This is a genomic window from Rhizobacter sp., assembly GCA_019635355.1.
Lineage (GTDB): Bacteria > Pseudomonadota > Gammaproteobacteria > Burkholderiales > Burkholderiaceae_C > Rhizobacter.
In genome coordinates, this window is sequence record JAHBZQ010000001.1 from 2,398,957 (window position 1) to 2,416,103 (window position 17,147).

16 protein-coding genes are annotated in these 17,147 nt (G+C 65.5%); all 16 read right to left on the bottom strand.

Annotated elements, in window-relative coordinates; all coding sequences use genetic code 11:
• Positions 1-3 precede the first annotated feature (3 nt).
• The 16 genes from KF892_10740 to asnB all read right to left on the bottom strand — a co-directional run bounded on the left by KF892_10740 (position 4) and on the right by asnB (position 17,146).
• Complete coding sequence (locus KF892_10740) at positions 4-1,149, bottom strand: aminotransferase class I/II-fold pyridoxal phosphate-dependent enzyme (GenBank protein ID MBX3625480.1); 1,146 nt, start codon at positions 1,147-1,149, stop codon at positions 4-6.
• A 323-nt stretch (positions 1,150-1,472) separates the two neighbouring features.
• Positions 1,473-2,114 (bottom strand): NeuD/PglB/VioB family sugar acetyltransferase, encoded by a 642-nt coding sequence (locus KF892_10745; protein ID MBX3625481.1) that lies wholly within the window; start codon positions 2,112-2,114, stop codon positions 1,473-1,475.
• Entirely contained in the window at positions 2,104-3,243 is a 1,140-nt protein-coding gene (gene neuC, locus KF892_10750; protein ID MBX3625482.1) for a UDP-N-acetylglucosamine 2-epimerase (hydrolyzing), read from the bottom strand. The genes KF892_10745 and neuC overlap by 11 nt, the downstream gene beginning before the upstream one ends.
• A complete protein-coding gene (gene neuB / locus KF892_10755; GenBank protein MBX3625483.1) occupies positions 3,240-4,277 on the bottom strand; it encodes an N-acetylneuraminate synthase in 1,038 nt (345 codons plus the stop codon). The genes neuC and neuB overlap by 4 nt, the downstream gene beginning before the upstream one ends.
• A 14-nt stretch (positions 4,278-4,291) precedes the next feature.
• Positions 4,292-5,083, bottom strand: coding sequence for an SDR family oxidoreductase (locus KF892_10760; protein MBX3625484.1), 792 nt, complete (start codon positions 5,081-5,083; stop codon positions 4,292-4,294).
• Positions 5,080-5,778: an acylneuraminate cytidylyltransferase family protein gene (locus tag KF892_10765; GenBank protein ID MBX3625485.1), complete on the bottom strand. Its 699-nt coding sequence runs from the start codon at positions 5,776-5,778 to the stop codon at positions 5,080-5,082. Before KF892_10765 ends, KF892_10760 begins: the two co-directional genes overlap by 4 nt.
• A complete protein-coding gene (locus KF892_10770) occupies positions 5,775-6,755 on the bottom strand; it encodes a Gfo/Idh/MocA family oxidoreductase (GenBank protein MBX3625486.1) in 981 nt (326 codons plus the stop codon). Before KF892_10770 ends, KF892_10765 begins: the two co-directional genes overlap by 4 nt.
• Before the next feature lie 19 nt (positions 6,756-6,774).
• Entirely contained in the window at positions 6,775-7,428 is a 654-nt protein-coding gene (gene hisH / locus KF892_10775; protein ID MBX3625487.1) for an imidazole glycerol phosphate synthase subunit HisH, read from the bottom strand.
• A gap of 2 nt (positions 7,429-7,430) precedes the next feature.
• On the bottom strand, positions 7,431-8,192 hold the full coding sequence (hisF, locus tag KF892_10780) for an imidazole glycerol phosphate synthase subunit HisF (GenBank protein MBX3625488.1): 762 nt from the start codon (positions 8,190-8,192) through the stop codon (positions 7,431-7,433).
• A gap of 3 nt (positions 8,193-8,195) precedes the next feature.
• The gene (locus tag KF892_10785; GenBank protein ID MBX3625489.1) at positions 8,196-9,521 is read right to left on the bottom strand and encodes an N-acetyl sugar amidotransferase; all 1,326 of its coding nucleotides are present in this window, start codon (positions 9,519-9,521) and stop codon (positions 8,196-8,198) included.
• Positions 9,518-10,744 carry a UDP-glycosyltransferase gene (locus tag KF892_10790; GenBank protein ID MBX3625490.1) on the bottom strand — a complete coding sequence of 409 codons (1,227 nt, stop codon included), beginning with the start codon at positions 10,742-10,744 and terminating at the stop codon, positions 9,518-9,520. Before KF892_10790 ends, KF892_10785 begins: the two co-directional genes overlap by 4 nt.
• A gap of 45 nt (positions 10,745-10,789) precedes the next feature.
• Entirely contained in the window at positions 10,790-12,313 is a 1,524-nt protein-coding gene (locus tag KF892_10795; GenBank protein MBX3625491.1) for a hypothetical protein, read from the bottom strand.
• A gap of 20 nt (positions 12,314-12,333) precedes the next feature.
• A complete protein-coding gene (locus KF892_10800) occupies positions 12,334-13,437 on the bottom strand; it encodes a hypothetical protein (GenBank protein MBX3625492.1) in 1,104 nt (367 codons plus the stop codon).
• Positions 13,438-13,445: 8 nt separating this feature from the next.
• Positions 13,446-14,480, bottom strand: a complete 1,035-nt coding sequence (locus KF892_10805; GenBank protein ID MBX3625493.1) for an acyltransferase — start codon at positions 14,478-14,480, stop codon at positions 13,446-13,448.
• Between the two features lie 2 nt (positions 14,481-14,482).
• Positions 14,483-15,373 (bottom strand): sterol desaturase family protein, encoded by an 891-nt coding sequence (locus tag KF892_10810; GenBank protein MBX3625494.1) that lies wholly within the window; start codon positions 15,371-15,373, stop codon positions 14,483-14,485.
• Positions 15,374-15,376: 3 nt separating this feature from the next.
• Complete coding sequence (asnB, locus tag KF892_10815) at positions 15,377-17,146, bottom strand: asparagine synthase (glutamine-hydrolyzing) (protein MBX3625495.1); 1,770 nt, start codon at positions 17,144-17,146, stop codon at positions 15,377-15,379.
• Position 17,147 lies beyond the last annotated feature (1 nt).

Sequence of the window (17,147 nt, forward strand, 5' to 3'; positions counted from 1 at the left end):
ACGTCAGCGGACCAGCAGCTTCAATATCTGACCAATCACGCGATCCTGCTGCTCATCGGTCATATTGGAGCCTGACGGCAAGCAAGCACCTCGCAAGAACAGGTCTTCGGACACGGAGACCTCACCATGCGGGTAGTAGAGGCATCCAGCAAAAACCGGCTGCAGTTGCATCGGCTTCCACAGGTGCCGCGCCTCGATGCGTTCGGCGGCCAGGTGTTTCATCAGATCTTTGGCCGAAACTGGGGTGACCTTGGAGTCGATGGTGCAGGCAGATAGCCAGCGGTTGGATCGACTCCATGCGGGCTCCGGCATCCACTGGATCGCCTCTACCCCCGCCAGGCCCTCGCGGTAGCGGTCGAAGATGCGACGGCGTGCCGCCACCCGCTCGCTCAGCACCTTGAGCTGGCCGCGACCCACGCCGGCGAGGATATTGCTCATCCGGTAGTTGAACCCGATGGTAGTGTGCTCGTAGTGGGACACCGGTTCACGGGCCTGCGTGGCGAGGAAGCGTGCGCGCTTGACGAGTTCGGCATCTTCGGACACCAGCATGCCGCCGCCAGAGGTGGTGATGATCTTGTTGCCATTGAAAGAGTAGACACCCAGGCGGCCGAAGGTGCCGCTCTGGCGGCCCTTGTAGGTGGCACCCAGCGACTCAGCCGCATCCTCGACAACCGGCACACCGTAGCGCTCGCACAGTTCGACCAGCGGGTCCATGTCGGCGCTCTGGCCGTAAAGGCTGACGATGATCACCGCCTTGGGCAGCCGGCCGGATGACTTCGCCTCTGCAAGTGCAGCCTCCAGCGCGGAGGGAGACATGTTCCAGCTCTCAGGCTCGGAGTCGATGAAGACCGGCTCGGCCCCCTGGTAGACGATCGGGTTGGCCGAGGCAGCGAAGGTCAGCGCCGAGCAGAACACACTGTCGCCACGGCCGATGCCGAGCAGCACCAGCGCAAGGTGGATCGCCGCCGTGCCTGAACTCACCGCCGCCGCATGGGGCACACCGACCCACTCTGCCAGTTCCTGTTCGAAGGCGTCGACGTTGGGGCCAAGAGGCGCGATCCAGTTGGTACGGAAGGCCTCTTCCACATAGCGCCGCTCATGCTCGCCGAGGTGCGGCGTGGACAGCAGGATCTGGTCGTCGACCTCCATGCGCGAAACCACCTGCACCACCCGGCCAGACGCACCCAATACCGGCATGTGGTGGATGGAGTGCTGATTCATCAGCTCCAGCACGCCCTGGCGGGTGAAGCCCTCGGGCACCACCACCGACTGGATGGTCGGCAAAGCAGCGAGCGTGCAGTCGAGCGACCCCGATTCAAGCAGCAGGCGGCGCAGGTCGCCGTCGCTCACCGTGCGCTCGAAGGTGCCGTCGGCCCTGACCAGCAGCAGGAGCCCACTGCCGGCCTCGTCGAGCCGGCGCAAAGCATCGCGCACCGTGTCCTGCCGCTGCACCGTGATCTGGCTGACTTCAATCACTTCACTACCTCTTTCCTTTGCCGCGCGGGCAAGCCGATCACGACGGCCCCCACTGGCACATCTTCGCTCACAACCGCCCCGGCACCGACCACCGCACGGTCACCCACGCTGACACCGGGTAGCACATTCGCCCCCGCACCGACCAGCACGCCGCTGCCAATCTTCACGCCGCCCGACAAGGCCGCGTTCGGCGCCACGTGGCTGAACGCCCCCACCACGCAGTCGTGGTCGACGACCGCACCGTGGTTGACGATCACTCCGTCCTTGATCAGCGCCAGCGGTGCCACCACCGCCCCTGCGGCGACGAACACCCCGTGGCCTAGCCGTGCGTGCACCGACACGCTCGCACCGGGATGCACCACCGTGTGCGGCAGCGCACCGAGCGCGACGAGCTGCGCATGCAGCGTCGACCGCACCGGGTTCGAGCCGATCGCCACATGGAATCGATCGGAAGCCCGCACCACCTGCCTCACCGGCCCCTCCACTCTGCAGCCCAGCAGCCGGGTCCCGAAGAGCCGCTCGTCGTCGTCGGCAAAGCAGCATTCGCCCGCCCCCTGAGGACCAGCGGCGAGCGCATCCATCACCACTTTGGCATGGCCACCCGCGCCGACGATCCAGGTCAGCGACTCAGTAGGCATTGCTCTTCGCCATGAGGCCGTCGGTTCGTTCGAGACTGGCCAGGCTCTCCACGATGCGATGGGCCGCCTGCCCGTCGCCGTAGCGGTTGATGCAGGGCCTGCGGCCCGCACGCAGCGCGGACTCGATCGCTGCCTGCAATGCCAGCGGCTCGGCTACAACGTCGGCCACGTTGTCGTTACGCTCACGCAGGTTCTGACGGCTGCCGATGTTGATCACTGGCGTGCCGAAGGTGGCCGCCTCGATGATGCCGCTGCTGGAGTTGCCCATCATCACGTCGCACACCGCCATCCAGGACACAAAGCGCGGCCGGGGCAGGTGCGTCTTCACCACCACGCGGCCACTGCCCTGCTGTCGCATAAGCGCCTCGCGCACCGCCTGGCTGCCGGCGTCGGCGTTGGGCATCATCGCCAGCACTTGGCAGCCGGCAGCGACGGCCGCCGATAGTGCAAGGGAGGCTTCCAGGCCCGCGCTACCGGCTTCATGCAGCACGGGGTGATAGACGAAAAGCGCAACCGGCCGCGTGGGATCGAAACCATCTTCGGCGCACAGCGCCTGCCGCGACTCGGTCGCAAGCGCCGCCAAGCCGTCGAGTCCCGGTGCGCCGGTGACATGCACCTGGGCACCCTGCTCCCCCAGCCGGATCAGCCGGTCGCGCGACTGTGTGGTCGCCACCAGATGGAGGTGGGCGAGCTTCGAGATCGCATGGCGCACTGGTTCATCGACCGTGCCGGAACGTTCTCCGCCATGCAAATGGGCGATAGGAACGCCCAGGTGGATGGCAGCCAGCGCACCGGCGAGCATCTCGCCCCGGTCGCCCAGGAGCAGCAGCACGTCCGGCTTTATGCGCTCGAGCGCATCGACTGCGCCGACGAGTGTCGTGCCCAAGCCCCGTGCCATCGCGGCACCGGTGGCGTCCGACAGGTCGACTGGGACGCGTGCGGCGATATCGAAGCCCTCGGCCTCGACCTCGCGCACGGTGCGCCCGTAGGCATCGGACAGGTGCATGCCGGTCACGATGAGCGAGAGCGAGAACCGCGGGTCGCGCCGGATGGCGTGCAGAGTCGACACCATCAGGCCAAAGTCGGCCCGGGTGCCGGTGAGGTAGCACACGCGGCGCGGTAGCGTCATTCCAGGTCGCTCCATTGCAGCGTCGTGCCGGCCGGGATGGCGGCCTTCACCCTGCGGCCGATCACAGCGGCAAGGTCCTTGGGTGCAATGCCGGTACCCGGACGCAGCAGGCAGACCTGTCCTTCACCGATCAGGCTGCCCGCGGCGAGCGGGACCCGGGTGGTGACGCTTCGGCGCACCAGCTCGCGCACCGGCAACTCGGTCGCCGTCGGCTTCTTCTCGGCTTGGCCGAGGGAGGCCTCCACCGTGCGTATATGGTCGACGAGCGTGGCCAGCTCCTGCGGCGTGAGGGAGGCCTGGTGATCGGGACCGGGCAGGTCCTTGTCAAGCGTGAAATGCTTCTCGATGACGCGTGCGCCGAGCGCCACTGCGGCCGTCGAAACCGCCACGCCCAGTGTGTGATCGGAGTAGCCGACCGGCAAACCAGTCTCGGCAGCGATGGTCTGCATCGCGCGCAAGTTCACGTCGGCCGGAGCAGCGGGATAGTTCGAAGTGCAATGCAGGATCGTCAGCACCTCGCCGAGCGGCCGAGTCAGCCCGAGTTCCGCGCGGCGCTCGCGGATCACCTGCACCGCCTCGGTGATCTCGACGAGTGTCGCCATGCCGGTGGACAGGATGAGCGGCAGATCCTTGGCCGCGAGAAAGCGCAGGAACGGGTGGTTGGTGATCTCACCCGACGGCACCTTCAGGCGGCGCATGCCGAGCATGATGAGGAAGTCAGCGGCCTCCTCGTCGAACGGCGTGGACATGAACTCCAGGCCAAGTTCGGTGCAGCGATCGAAAAGCCGGCGGTGCAGCTCCTGCGACATCTCCAGCTGCTTGAGCATGCTGTGCTGGTCGCCGCCGCCGGTAGCCTGCTGCTGGTAGGCTGCCTTCTCGGCGCCAGGTCGCACGAGCTTGTCGGCGGAGAAGGTCTGAAACTTCACCGCATCGGCGCCGCAGCGCTTGGCGACGTCCACGAGCTGCAGGGCGAGTTCGTCCGAACCGTTGTGGTTGACGCCGGCTTCGGCGATGACGAAGGTCTTGCTGGACATGATGCGGTCCTGGTTCACCAGACGGTCAGCCCGCCATCGATCACGATATTCTGGCCGGTCACATAGCCAGCAGCGTCAGACATCAGGTAGGTCAGCGCACCGCACAGGTCGAGCGGACTCCCCATACGCTCCATCGGCACTCGCTGGCTGTATCGGTCGACGAAAGTCTTGTTCTGGCCGCTGTAGATGCCGCCAGGGGTCAGCGCATTCACGCGCACACCCTGCTTGGCCCAGTAAGCGCTCAGGTAGGCGGTCAGTCCCCAAAGGCCTGCCTTGCTCGCGCTGTAGACCGCCGGCGTGTTGATCGCGCGACCGAGGTACTCCGATCCTTCGTAGATTCGCTGATCAGGTGCGGCGATGCCATAGATGGAGAGCACGTTGACAATGCTGCCGCGGCCACGCCGGGCCATCTCCCCGCCGAACACCTGGGCGCAAACCATCGCGCCGGTGAGGTTCACCGACATCACATGGTTCCAGTCTTCGATCGGGAATGTCTCGAAGGGCTCGAAGAAATTGGGGCTCTTGGTGGCGGCGTTGTTGAGCAGGCCGTCGACGCTGCCGAACCTCGCTTCGGCTGCTTCCCGCACGCCCTGCACAGCGGCACGGTCGCGGATGTCGACGCAGTGGAGAGACAGGCGCTCGCCCTGCCCCAGCCGGGCCTGCAGGCGATCGAGCGCTTCCTGCGATGCATCGATGGCGACGATGCGTGCGCCGTCGGCAAGCAGCTCGCGGCACAAGTGCTCGCCGAGGATGCCAGCAGCGCCGGTGACGGCGAGCGTCTTGTCAGTGAGGTCGAAGCGGTTCATTTTGCAGCTTCCAGGCTGTCGGTCATGAGCATCTCGACAATGCGGAAATCGAGCGAGCTGTCGATGTCGATCGAACGCTCGCGCGGCATCTCGTGCAGCTTGAGCCGACCGTTCCACAGACCCTTGGTGAGGGTGTGCCGGTGCCAGACGTAGATCGACGCGTTCATCGAGTACACATGCGGCGCCAACTGGCGCGCCACGACCCCGCCGCCCGCGTCGCTCTTGACCAGGCCGATGCTGCCATCGGGCTTGCGCTCCACCATGTTGAAGTATGGGTTCTTCTCGGATTCGAAGGCCGTGATGACGGCGTCGGTCTCGTCGTCGAGCAGAGAGAGGCAGGTGGTGATGTCGTCGAGGGTGCGCAGCGGGGAGGTCGGGTCCAAGTCGACCAGGCGATCGAAAGTACCGTCGTTCGACTCGACCCAGTGGCACAGGTGCTCGATGACGGGAATCTTGGGCGCGGTGCTGGTAGCCAGCTCCGCGGGCCGCAGGAAGGGCACCCGCGCGCCGTGCTGCCGCGCCACCTCGGCGATCTCGGCGTCGTCGGTCGAGACGTAGACCGCGTCGATTTGCGGCAGCCCCAGCGCCTGTTCGATGGTGTGGGCGATCAGCGGCTTGCCGAGCAGCGGCCGGATGTTCTTGCGGGGCACGCCGACGGAGCCGCCGCGTGCGCAGATGGTGGCGATGGTCTTCATGAGAGGTGGGCGGATGCGCGCGCGCGCATCACCAGTTCGAGCGCCTTGAGGCCCTCTTCCAGAGGTTGTGAAGTCGGTCTGTCCTGCGCCACGGCGTCGAGCAGTTCGCGCATTGCCGCGGGGTAGGTCCGCGGCACGTCGAAGGCGTCGGCAGGGAGGTCCAGCGCCTGCACGCCCTCGGGCCCCGACAGCGTGAGTGACTTGCGAGGCAGGTCCCACTCGGCGGAGGCGGCATCGCCGACGACCATGTAGCGGCGCACCGGACGGCGGCTCACGTAGTCCAGCTGCACCGTGGCGAGCGGCCCGGCGGAGCGCGACAGCAGCAGGGTAGCGCAGTCCTCCGTCTCGATCTCGAGGCCCGAGGCGCGTGTGGCCGCCGCCTGCACGACCGGGAAGTCGCCGAGCAGCCAGCGCGCGGCGTCGATCTCGTGGATCAGGTCGAAGAGCACACCGCCGCCCAAGGCGCGGCTGGCGCTGTAGCTGCGGCGGTAGTCCTGCTGCGGCCGCCAGTCGGGCAGCCACTGGCCGGCCTCGAAGCCGGCGCGCACCACGCGGCCGAGTTCGCCCCGTGTCACCAGCGACTTCAGCCGCTGCAGCGACGGCAGGAAGCGCAGGTTGCAGCCCACGATGTTCGGCGGCACGCGCGGGCTGCGGGCGAGGGCAAGCCGCAACACCACAACGTCGTCCGCCGTGGTAACGACGGGCTTCTCGGCGTAGAACGGAATGCCACGCTCGATCGCCGCGAGCAGCGGCCGCAGGTGCATCGAGCTCGGACTGGCGACCACCATCAGCGCCGGCCGCTTGTCGAGCGCCTGATCCAGCGTCGAAGAGACGCTCACCTCGCCCGGCAGCCCTTCCACCGAAGCGGACCGGCCGGCTTCGCGCAAAATGTCGAAGCGCACCTGCGGCACCAGGGACGACAGGCTGGCCATGTGCCGCCGGCCAATCGAACCGGTGCCGATGACGAGTGCACGCAAGGCGCTTACCTCCGCAGGGCTACAGCTCGACGAATCGGCGCACCAGCGCCAGGCCGGTCTCGCCGCTGCGCTCGGGGTGAAACTGGCTGGCCATCAGGTTGTCCCGCTGCACCGCGGCGCAAATCCGGTACCCGCCATAGACGCAATCGGCCAGCCGGTCCTGCTCGTTCGCGGGCACGGCGGCGAACGAATGCACGAAATACACGGCGGGATGCGCGCGGGCGATCGGCTCGAGCACTGTTCCCTCCCAGCTGCGCCCGCTGCTCGGCTCCACCAGGTGGTTCCATCCGATGTGGGGCACACGCTGGGCCCGTCCCTCCAAGGTAGTCGCTGGCACCGCCTTCACACGGCCAGGGAGGATGCCCAGGCCCGCGTGCTCACCGAACTCCTCGCTCGCGTCGAAGAGGATCTGCATGCCCACGCAGATGCCGTACATCGGGCGGCCGGTGGCCCGGAAGCGCCGGATGGCATCGCCGAAACCGCGGGTCTCGACTTCCTTCATGCTGTCGCGAAAAGCGCCCACGCCGGGCACCACCAGGCGGTTCGCCGCCAGTGCGACGGCGGGATCCTCGGTCACGGTGACGTCGGCCCCCACGTGCTCGAACGCGCGGGCGACGTTGAGCAGGTTGCACATGCCGTAGTCGACGATCGTCACGGACTTGTTGTTGCTCATCATCAGAACTTTCGTACCGGTAGGCCCGCCTCGATCGCAGACTTGCGGATGTCTGAAATCGACATCCGGCCGTAATGAAGTACGTCGGCCATGGCCACCGCGTCGGCCTGTCCCTTGGATGCAGCCTCGATGAAGTGCGTCATGTTGCCCATACCGCCGCTGGCGATGACCGGCACCGGAACGGTCGACGACACTTGCTGGACGAGATTGAGGTCGAAGCCAGAGCGCGTGCCCTCACGGTCCACCGCCGTCAGCAGAATCTCGCCTGCGCCCAACTCCACGCCGCGCTGCACCCACTCAAGGACGTCCAGCCCAGTTCGTTCTCGGCCGTTGTCGGTGTAGGCCTCCCACTTGCCTGCCGCGACCTGCTTGGCCTCGATGGACAGCACCATGGCCTGCGAGCCGAAGCGATGCGCGACCTCGGTGATCAGCTCCGGCCGCGCGACGGCAGCCGTGTTTATGGCCACCTTGTCCGCACCCGAACGCAGGATGTGCCTTGCATCATCGACCGAACGGATGCCACCGCCCACGGTAATGGGGATGAACACGTTCTTCGCCGCACGGCTGATGATGTCGCTCAGGTTGTTGCGGCCGTAGAGGCTCGCGACGATGTCCATGTAGACCAACTCGTCGGCACCCGCCTCGTAGTAGCGGATCGCGAACTCCTGAGGATCGCCGATGACGCGCAGGCCCTCCAGCCGGATCCCCTTGATGAGGTTTGGCCCCTTGATGTCAAGGCGCGGGATGATGCGTAGGTTGCTCATGGATCACTTCGAGGCGTCGTGCCACACCGCGTGGCGTAGCTTCCATTGCTCTTCCTCCCATTTCCACAGGTGGGGGGAACGGAAGGTGTCTGCCAGCCGCATGAAGTAGTCGCGTGTCATGACGGGTTCCTCGAACATCTTGCTGGCCTCGGGGAACTCGCTGGCCGGGATGCTGAGGTAGCGGAAGATCTCGTCGGCGAAGCGCTCGGGGAATTCATGGTCGAAGCGCTTGACGAGTGCCACGCCCTCGTCGCGCGTGATGTCGAGCGAGCGAATTTCCTGGGCGGCGTCGTAGGTCGCGCGCCCGATGCCGAACTTCACGCCCGTCGTGTAGTAGTGGAAGTCGTCGATGCGGTCGTCGATGCTGTTGTACTTGCTGTAGGTGCCCGGGGTTCGCTCGGGCGAGGCCTCGAAGCCACCATGCTCGACCGCGTAGTAGTAGCAGGCCTGCGGGTGCCACTTCAGGTAGTAGCCGAGGTAGTGGACTTCCGTCTTCTTCTCCTCGATTTCGGCCGGGTTGGCCGGCAGATAAGGGATCAGGTCCTGCTGCTCCAGGCCGAAGTGCTGCTTCAGGTCGGTGACCGCCACGCCGCCCAGGTGCACCTTGGACTGGTCGCCCGCGGTGAAGTAGGACCAGTCGCGCTTGGCCGTCTCGGTGTCGCCGATCGGGTTGCCGTATTCGGCCTCGTTCTCGCCGTAGATCACGAGGGGGATGTTGAACAGCAGCGCCATCTTGGGGGCGAGCGCCTTCTGGCCGAACATGAACGCCTGGAACGGGTGGAACAGGTTATCCACGGCCAGACGCGTCAGCAGGCGGTGTGCGCGCCCGTTCGGGGTCATGAGGTAGTTGTCGTGGCCCGCATGGATCCAGCGCTGGAAGTTGCGCCAGCCCCATTCGGTGTAGACGTGGGGCGCCCAGGTCACCGTCAGCGGGTGCATGCCGTACTTGGTGCGCAGGATGTGAGAGGCGTAGAAACTGTCCTTGCCCCCCGAGCCGGGTACCAGGCAGTCGTAGCTGCCGTCCTTGCTGCGGTGGCGGTCGAGCAGGTCGCGCAGCTGGCGCTCGCGCTCCTCCCAGTTGATCTTGCCGTGCTTCTTCTCGGCGAAGCGGCAGGCATCGCATACGCCTTCGTCGTCGAAGTTGATCGTCTTCTTCTTCGATTCCTTGGTGTGCGTGTACTCGACGGCCGAGTTTGGGCGCTGGTTGGAGATGACACAACGCGCGCAGAACGCCACGTCCGTGGGAAGGCCGTACTTCGCCTCCGGGTTCGACACATCCGGCGCGAATTTGGACTTGTCGATGAGTTCCGGGAAGGGCACGCGTTTCATTTCAGACTCCGTTGGGAAAGAGATTCGATCACTTGCAGGATTCGGTGGGCCGCTCCACCGGCGGCCTCGGCGCCTGCGCCGCCGGGGGATCCGGAGGCCCGGCCCTCGCGCACCAGGGTGAGCAGCGCGCCGGGCAGCGCCGCGGGAGATTCGACGCCGGTCGACACCCCCATGGCGGCATACGGTGCATCCGCGGTGAAAACCGAGCAGTCTACCGACACCACGGGGCGGCCGGCCATGGCGGCCTCCAAGCCGACCGTCGAGGCCGTCACGACTACCACGTCCACGGCATGCAGCAGCGGCACCAGCGGTTCGTCGGAGCGGCTGAGCGACACCCGGTCCTGGGCCTCGAACGCGATCTGTTCGCTCGGGTGGTACCGCACCACCAGGCGCAGCCCGGGATGGTCGGCGACCACCCGGCGCAGCACCTGCTCCACCTGCCGGGGCAGGCTCGGGTCGCCGATGCGGTCGTCGAACGGGTGGCGTGCGGGCTCGGCCTGCGATGCCCACAAGACGGTGGTCTTGCCGTCGTCCCACCCGCGCGCACGACGCTGGTCCTGCCCTACGCTGACTAGCGCCGGATCGCGCAACCGGTCGAAAGCCGGATTGCCGGTCACCACGACCTCGGCCTCGCCGCGGCCATGGCGCAGGAACATCTGGCGCACCTGCTCGTTGAGCACGCAGATGCGGTTGGCATAGCCCCGCTGTCCGATCCACTGGACCTCCTGCATCGCAAACAGGTCGACGGCACACAGTGAGGGAAGGCCTAGATCGCTCGCGGCGAGGAGGGCGGCCTGTTCGGCCCGCGGCGAGTTGGTCGCCGCCACCAGATCGGGACGGATGTGCTCCAGCACGCGGCGCAGGAAGGCGCGTGGCAGGAAGGCATGGCGGCCCCGCTGCTCGTAGAGGCGGCGGGCTGCCGCCTCGCCTTGGGCATCGACCAGGTCGGCGAACGAGATGCCCATGTAGGCCTCGCTTTCCTCCGGTGCAACCGGGCCGCCGGTGGGCAGCCCCGCCGCCAGCTCGGCCCCGAACTCGCGCGCCCGCGCTGCCGCGAAGGGCCACAGGTCGGCGAAACCGATGGCCGGGATGCCGGCCTGGGACAGGGCCACCCGAGCCGTCGTGAGGCCCAGGAACACCACCTCGTGCCCCGCCTCGAGCGCCAGCCGTGCCACCGGGATCAGCATGGCCGCATGGCCACCACCGTAGGCAACGAAGAACAACTTAGCCACGTGCGGCCACCCTGCCGTCAAGCATCCTGCGGTCCATCAGAACCCGTGTTCGCCGAAGACCGCACCATCGGGTCGGAACGCCACCCAAAAGGTTTCGCCCACGGGCTGCTCGAGGCTCATCAGCCAGGAGACGAACACCGGTTCACCCGCGGTCGGGTCGAGGTCCAGCACCTGGGACAGGCGGATGGCGGTGCACGACTCCGCGGCGCACTCGACCCGGATGGTCTTGTCGAAGCTATCGCTGAAGAGGCGGATGTCGCCCGCGTTGGCGACCGTCTTCGACGGCGAATGGGTGTTGTTGCGCAGGAGCACGTAGGTGTCGAATCCACCGCCGATGCAGCCGTGGCCCCAGTGCCGCCATTTGGGCGGGTACACGATCGACTTGGCACCGGTGGCGATGTCCGTCGCGAAGCAGCGCGGGGCCCCCTCGACCCGGTATCGGTACGACGCGTTGAGGCGCGAGGGGATGGTCTGGCCCTGCAGGTGCAGCACCCGGAACTCCTCGCCGGTCGCCAGCGTGAGGTGCAGCCCGTCGTGGCCGGGCGACGACTCGAACTCGAAACCTTCACCGTCATCGGCCAGCCGATCGTCGCCGTAACGTTTGCGGCGGGTCACCGCAGAGACCCGCCCGGCGCAGTTGGTCGGGAAGACGCGCAGCTCCAGCGCGAGCCCCGGCGCCGTCTGGGCGGCGAGCAGCGACGCGAAGCTCCCATTGGCACGCGCCGGGTCGAGCTTCGGGCAGTGGTCCGTGAACTCGGTGACGGGGAACGAGTGTGTGACCTCGAGAAAATCGACCTCGCGGTGGAAGTTGCCGACGACCAGACGCGGAAAGATGTCGTTCGCCCTCAGAGCCACCGACAGGAACGATCCCGCAGGTGGCACCTGGGCGAGGTCGAACAGCTCATCGGCGAAGAAGAGGCGGGACGAGAACGGCCCCATGTCGCCTACCTGCACCTGGCGGCTGACGAGGACCTTGCCCGCCGGGTCGCGCAGCTTCACCTCGATCGTCTCGTCGGGTGCGAGCGGGCTCGCACCGACGAAGTAGTGGAAGAACGGCACCACGGCGTAGGCGTCGTCACGCCGTTCGAAGCTGCAGCTCCAGTTGGTCTCTTCAGAGCGCTGCGGCTTCTTGGTCTCGTCGGGATTCTTCACGCGCCCCGCAGCATGGACGCAGCTGAACAGGCCGTTCGCCTCGTACACGCCCAGGATGGCGGGGAATGGGAATGCGAGGTTGGAGGTCGAGACGATCTCCACCTCGAGCATGCCGTCGAAGGGCAGCGGCACGGCGTTCGGCCGCAGCAGCACCTCGCGCACGGAGACGTCGTTGTGCTGCGCTACCTCGCCGAGCGACTGCCGGGCGCGCAACGCGCCGTCGTGACCGTAGACGCGGAAGTTGACGCCAACGCTCGGGATGTCGTTCTTCAGCAGCCAGTAGTTCATGAACAGCACGCGCAGGTCGCTGTGCTCGCGGATGCGCAAGGGAAAGACCGCGGACGCCCGGTGGGCGAAGAACGATTTGCGTGCGTCGAAGGCTTTGGCGAGGGTGTTCTGAGTGGTCATTTCGACTCCTTGCAAAGGCATCAAGGCGGGAGGGCGGATGTCAGCGGGGCGGGGGGCGCTCTCCGCGCCCGAAAGCCTATCGGCCTCGGCATCGCAAGCAGATCCCGGCGCCAACCCGACATCAGCCACACGAGCGGGAAGAACAGAGCGAGAACGCCCAGGCCTTCCATGAGTACACCCGGAAAACAGCAAAGAAGGACGTGACGCCCCTTCTGCGCCTCCTTGTCCCTGAGAAGAGACACGAGCTTGAAACCAAGGTATGCAGCGATCACCAGGTAGACGATGAACCGCATGTACTGCCCCTCCACGAAGCTCACGAGCAGCGTGCTCCTGCTGACGATCGACAGCACCAAGCTTTCTGAGGTAAACGCGTGGGCTTCATAGCCGGCACTCCCCACCTGGAACCCTTGGTATTTGTCGATCAAGGACGCCAGAAAAGACAAACCGAGAACGAAGAGCGCCGCAGCCCAGTGAAGACGCGCGCCGAGCTTCGACGTCTTTTCGGAGTTCACAAAGACCAGCAAGAGCAGCGACGTCATCACCGAGGCCGAGCTGAGATTCGCAAAACCAAGCCCAAGCCAGAGATTCCAGGCGCCTGAGTCTCGACGCAGCAAATAGATCAAGACATAGGCCACACCAACAGACACAAGCACGCTGCGGCCGCTCACCAGCAACGGCAACATCAAGGGCACCAACTGCATCGGCGACCATTTGTCCTCGACGGGGTAGCGCACAAGCGGCAGCAGCAGCAGCAGCAGAAGGACCAACGAACCGGCTGAACCCAGTGCCAGCTCGATGCTCACAAAGGGAGAAACCGCGAAAAGCCTGGCCAAGTGGACCCAGACAAGAGAACTGTCCTCCGCCCCACTGAACAGCTCCCCGTCACTCAGCAGCGAACCCACATACAGCAACTGCGCCTGAAACCCGTCCTCGGACGCATCGACGGGCGGAAGAAATCCCTCGTACACGAAAAGACCGGCCACCAGGACAACCAGGACCGCAATAAGGTACGGGAACACGGGCAACGCATGCGGGCGCCGGCGCAGGCGAGCTCGCCCCCGCCGACGCAAGGTCGACGTCGCAGGTCGCGCGCCCTCCGATAAGGCGTTGTCGAGACTGCCCATTGCCGGTCCTACCATCCGATCGCCTTCACCCGCTGCTGCAGCGGGGCGTCGACGAATCGATCAACCAGCCACGCCCCCACGATGACGACCAGCACCAGAAACGGCCATGCGGTAGCCATCTCGACCCGACCCTTCAACGCGAAGTAGACCAGCGGGTGGATCAGATAGAGCGGATAGCTGATCCCTGCCGCCACATCAGCGGCGGGGCGCCAGCTGGTAGCCATGGGCAATCGGGCGATCGCACCGACGAAGGCAAGGGAGACAGTTACGAGTATGGCGCGCCTCCAGCCGGTCACCAGATCCAACTCGGTTGCGTTGTGCGCCGCAACCAAGAGCACGACTGCGGACGTCAGCGCCAGCGTCAGCGTCCAGCGGAGCCGGACATAACGGGTCCACTGATCAAACTGCCGCAGGCATATCCCCCCAACGAAAAAAATTAGGTGGTTAGCCGGGTGAACGTAGACGCGCCAACCGTCTGCAAGTGTCGAGTAGCGCTGTAATTCGGCGGATATCCAGATGGCGAAGAAGACAGAGGCGGCCAGCACGGCAAGCGAACCGCGCTGGGCCAGGAGAACCATCGGGAGCCCGAAGTAGAAGACAACCTCTACCCCGATGCTCCAGCCGCCCACGACTGGGCTGTTCGCAGGATCGAAGAATCCGAACAACAACACGGCGTTCGCCAAGACTGCAAATGGATCTGGCTCGTTGTGTGTGATGAACAGCTTGCCTGCGATGGAGAGAAGCAACACCGTCACGAACAAGGGCCCAAGACGCCCGAGTCGTCGTTGGAAGTAGTGCCGAAGATCCGCCTGCCTGATGCCACTCTCGAATGCAGCTCCATAGGCGTGAGCGAGGCTGTACCCGCTGAGAACGAAGAACATCGAAACTCCGTACGTCCCGAAAAGCGACAGCAGCGGAGACACAGAGCCATCCCCGCTCCACAACGCGAAGTGGTACGCACAGACGCCGAGCGCACACACGCCCCTGAGAACGTCCAGCGCATGAAGCCGAGAGCGATCGGAATAGGTTCGACTGCCAACCATCTTTAGGACTTGTGCGGAATGCGCAAGAAGGTGCGCCAGCCACCGAAGAACACACGCAGGAGATACCTGGCCGGCGGCGTCTGGCCATCATCGTCATCGAGTCCGATGCGAGCCGAACCAGCTTCTGCCTTAGAAGGATGTAGCGCCGTGCCGAAGATCACGTCCCAGATCTGGAAGAGGCTCGCGAAGTTCTTGTTGTGATGCGCGGCGTCTCGAGAGTGATGGATCCAATGCGCGGCCGGAGACTGAATGACATAGCGACCGAACCAACCCCAATTGTGTGGCAGGTTGCTGTGCTTGATCAGCCCGACCAGCTTGGCGAGGAGGTGTACGACAACATAGTCGCCGGCAGGCATGGCGACCAGTGCGGCCGGGACAGCCACGACGGCGGCAGAGAAGGCGCGCTCCATTGGATGATCACGGAACGCGGTGAGAACGGTCATCTCGGGCGCACTATGGTGATATCGGTGGATTTCCCATAGCGCCGGCACGGTGTGGCACCAACGATGCGCCCAGTAGTTGGCGAAGTCGACCGTCACGTAGAAGGCGAGCACGGCCAAGATCTGCAGCGATGGAGACCACTCCACGACCCTCGTCACATGTGCACTGGCATAGCGCTGCAGGACATAGGTCACTCCCAACAGCATCGCAATGCCAACGAAGAGTCCGAGGCTTGTTTCCACAAGAACAAAGGCGAGCAGGTCGGTGCGCGAGGAGTTGGACATGAGCAGCAGGCGTTTCGCCGAGGAGCGCTCCCACCCTAGGAGGGCGACTTCCGCGGCCAGGACTGTTATGGCCAGCGCGGCGGCGAGTCCGATGGACGTGAGTAACTTCAGCGGCTCGTCCGCATAAAACCGCCACAACCTCTCAACGATGTGGGACAGAGCTTCCATCGATCAGCATCGGTCCAGCCAGTGGGCCAGGGAGATCAACGCACGAATCTCTCGGGTGTTGTTTGCTGTACCGTCTCGGTGACGGGTCAGCAGGCTGCTTACCACCTCCGGTTCGAACCAATGTGCCGAAGCCAGCAAGTGCTGCAGGCGCTCCCCCGCGTATGCATTCTTGTTCCCGCGGAACCACTCGCCCACCGGCACGGTGAACATCTGCTTCTTGCGGTACGCCAGGTGATCGCCGATCAGAGGTGCGACCGCCTTCTTGTAGAGATACTTGGTCTCGCCGTCCTTCAGCTTCAGCGCGCCCGGCATGCGAAAGGCGAACTCCATCATTCGGTAGTCGAGGAAGGGTGTGCGTGCTTCCAGCGACACCGCCATGCCCATGCGGTCGGGCTTGACGAGGTTGTTGCCCGAGAGCAGCAGTTGCATGTCGAGGAACAGGGCCTGGTTGATGCGGTCCTGGTGCGCGAACGCCTCGAAGTAAGGTCGCGCCACCTCGTAGCTGTCGAGGCTGGACAGGCGGTCCCGCGTGCCTGCCGCGTACAGGGCCTGCTTCCGGTCGTCGGTGAACAGCGAGATGCTCTGGAAATACGCCCGGCGGAACGCATCGTCACTGAGGCCCGCGAGGTCGGGACGCGCGAAAAAATCGCGGTACTTGTCGTAGCCGGCAAAGAGCTCGTCGCCGCCATCGCCTGTGAGCACCACCGTCACGTGCTTCACCGCCAGCTCCGACACGCGGTATGTCGGGAGGAACGAGATGTCACCGTGGGGCTGGTCGCAGTGGTAGGTGGCCATGGGCCACAGGTCGAGCATGTCCGGGTCCACGCGCTCCATGACGTGTTCGCAGCCGAAGCGGTCGGCCGCCTCCTGCGCGAAGGGCGCCTCGTCGTAGCGCGGATCATGGAAGCCGATGCAGAAGGTCTTCACCGGCTCGTCCATGTGGCGTGCCATCAGCCCGACGACGGTGCTCGAATCGACCCCGCCCGACAGGAAAGCGCCAAAGGGCACGTCAGAGCGCAGGCGCAGGCGCACCGCGTCATCGAGGATGGCGTTGAACTCCTCGATCCATTCGGCCTCGCTGCGCCCGTGCACAGGCTGGACGGCGGCCAGGTCCCACCAGCGGCGTGTCGTCGTCCCTTCGCGCGTGACCTTCATCAGATGCCCCGGCATCAGGTGCCGGATGCCCTGGTACATGGTGTAGGGCGCCGGCACATAGTTGAAGCTCAGGAAGTGGTGCAGCGCCGCTTCGTCGGTGGCGGGGCGGGGCATGCCGGACTTCAGGATCGCCTTGATCTCGGAGCCAAAGGTGATCTGCTGGCCGTCGTCGTGCACGTACAGCGGCTTGACGCCGATGCGGTCACGGACCAGGTAGAGCGCCTGCTCGCGGGCGTCGTAGATGGCGATCGCGAACATGCCGTTGAGCTTCCGGACGAAGCCGATGCCTTCGGCCTCGTACAGGCGCAGCAGTACCTCGGTGTCAGAGTGGCTGCGGCACGGATGGCCGGCACGCCCGAGCTCTTGCGCAAGCTCAACGTGGTTGAAGATCTCTCCGTTTTGCACCACCACGATATGACCGTCGTCGGACACGAAGGGCTGGTGGCCACCCAGAATGTCGATGACCGAGAGGCGCTGGTTGCCCAGCGCGACGCCCTCTGCAGCAAAGACGCCTTGGTCGTTGGGACCGCGGTGCGCGATGGCATGCCCCATGGCCTGGAGTGCAGCAGGCGGAAGGCTGCGCCCTCCACGGTGGAAGTAGCCGAAGATGCCGCACATC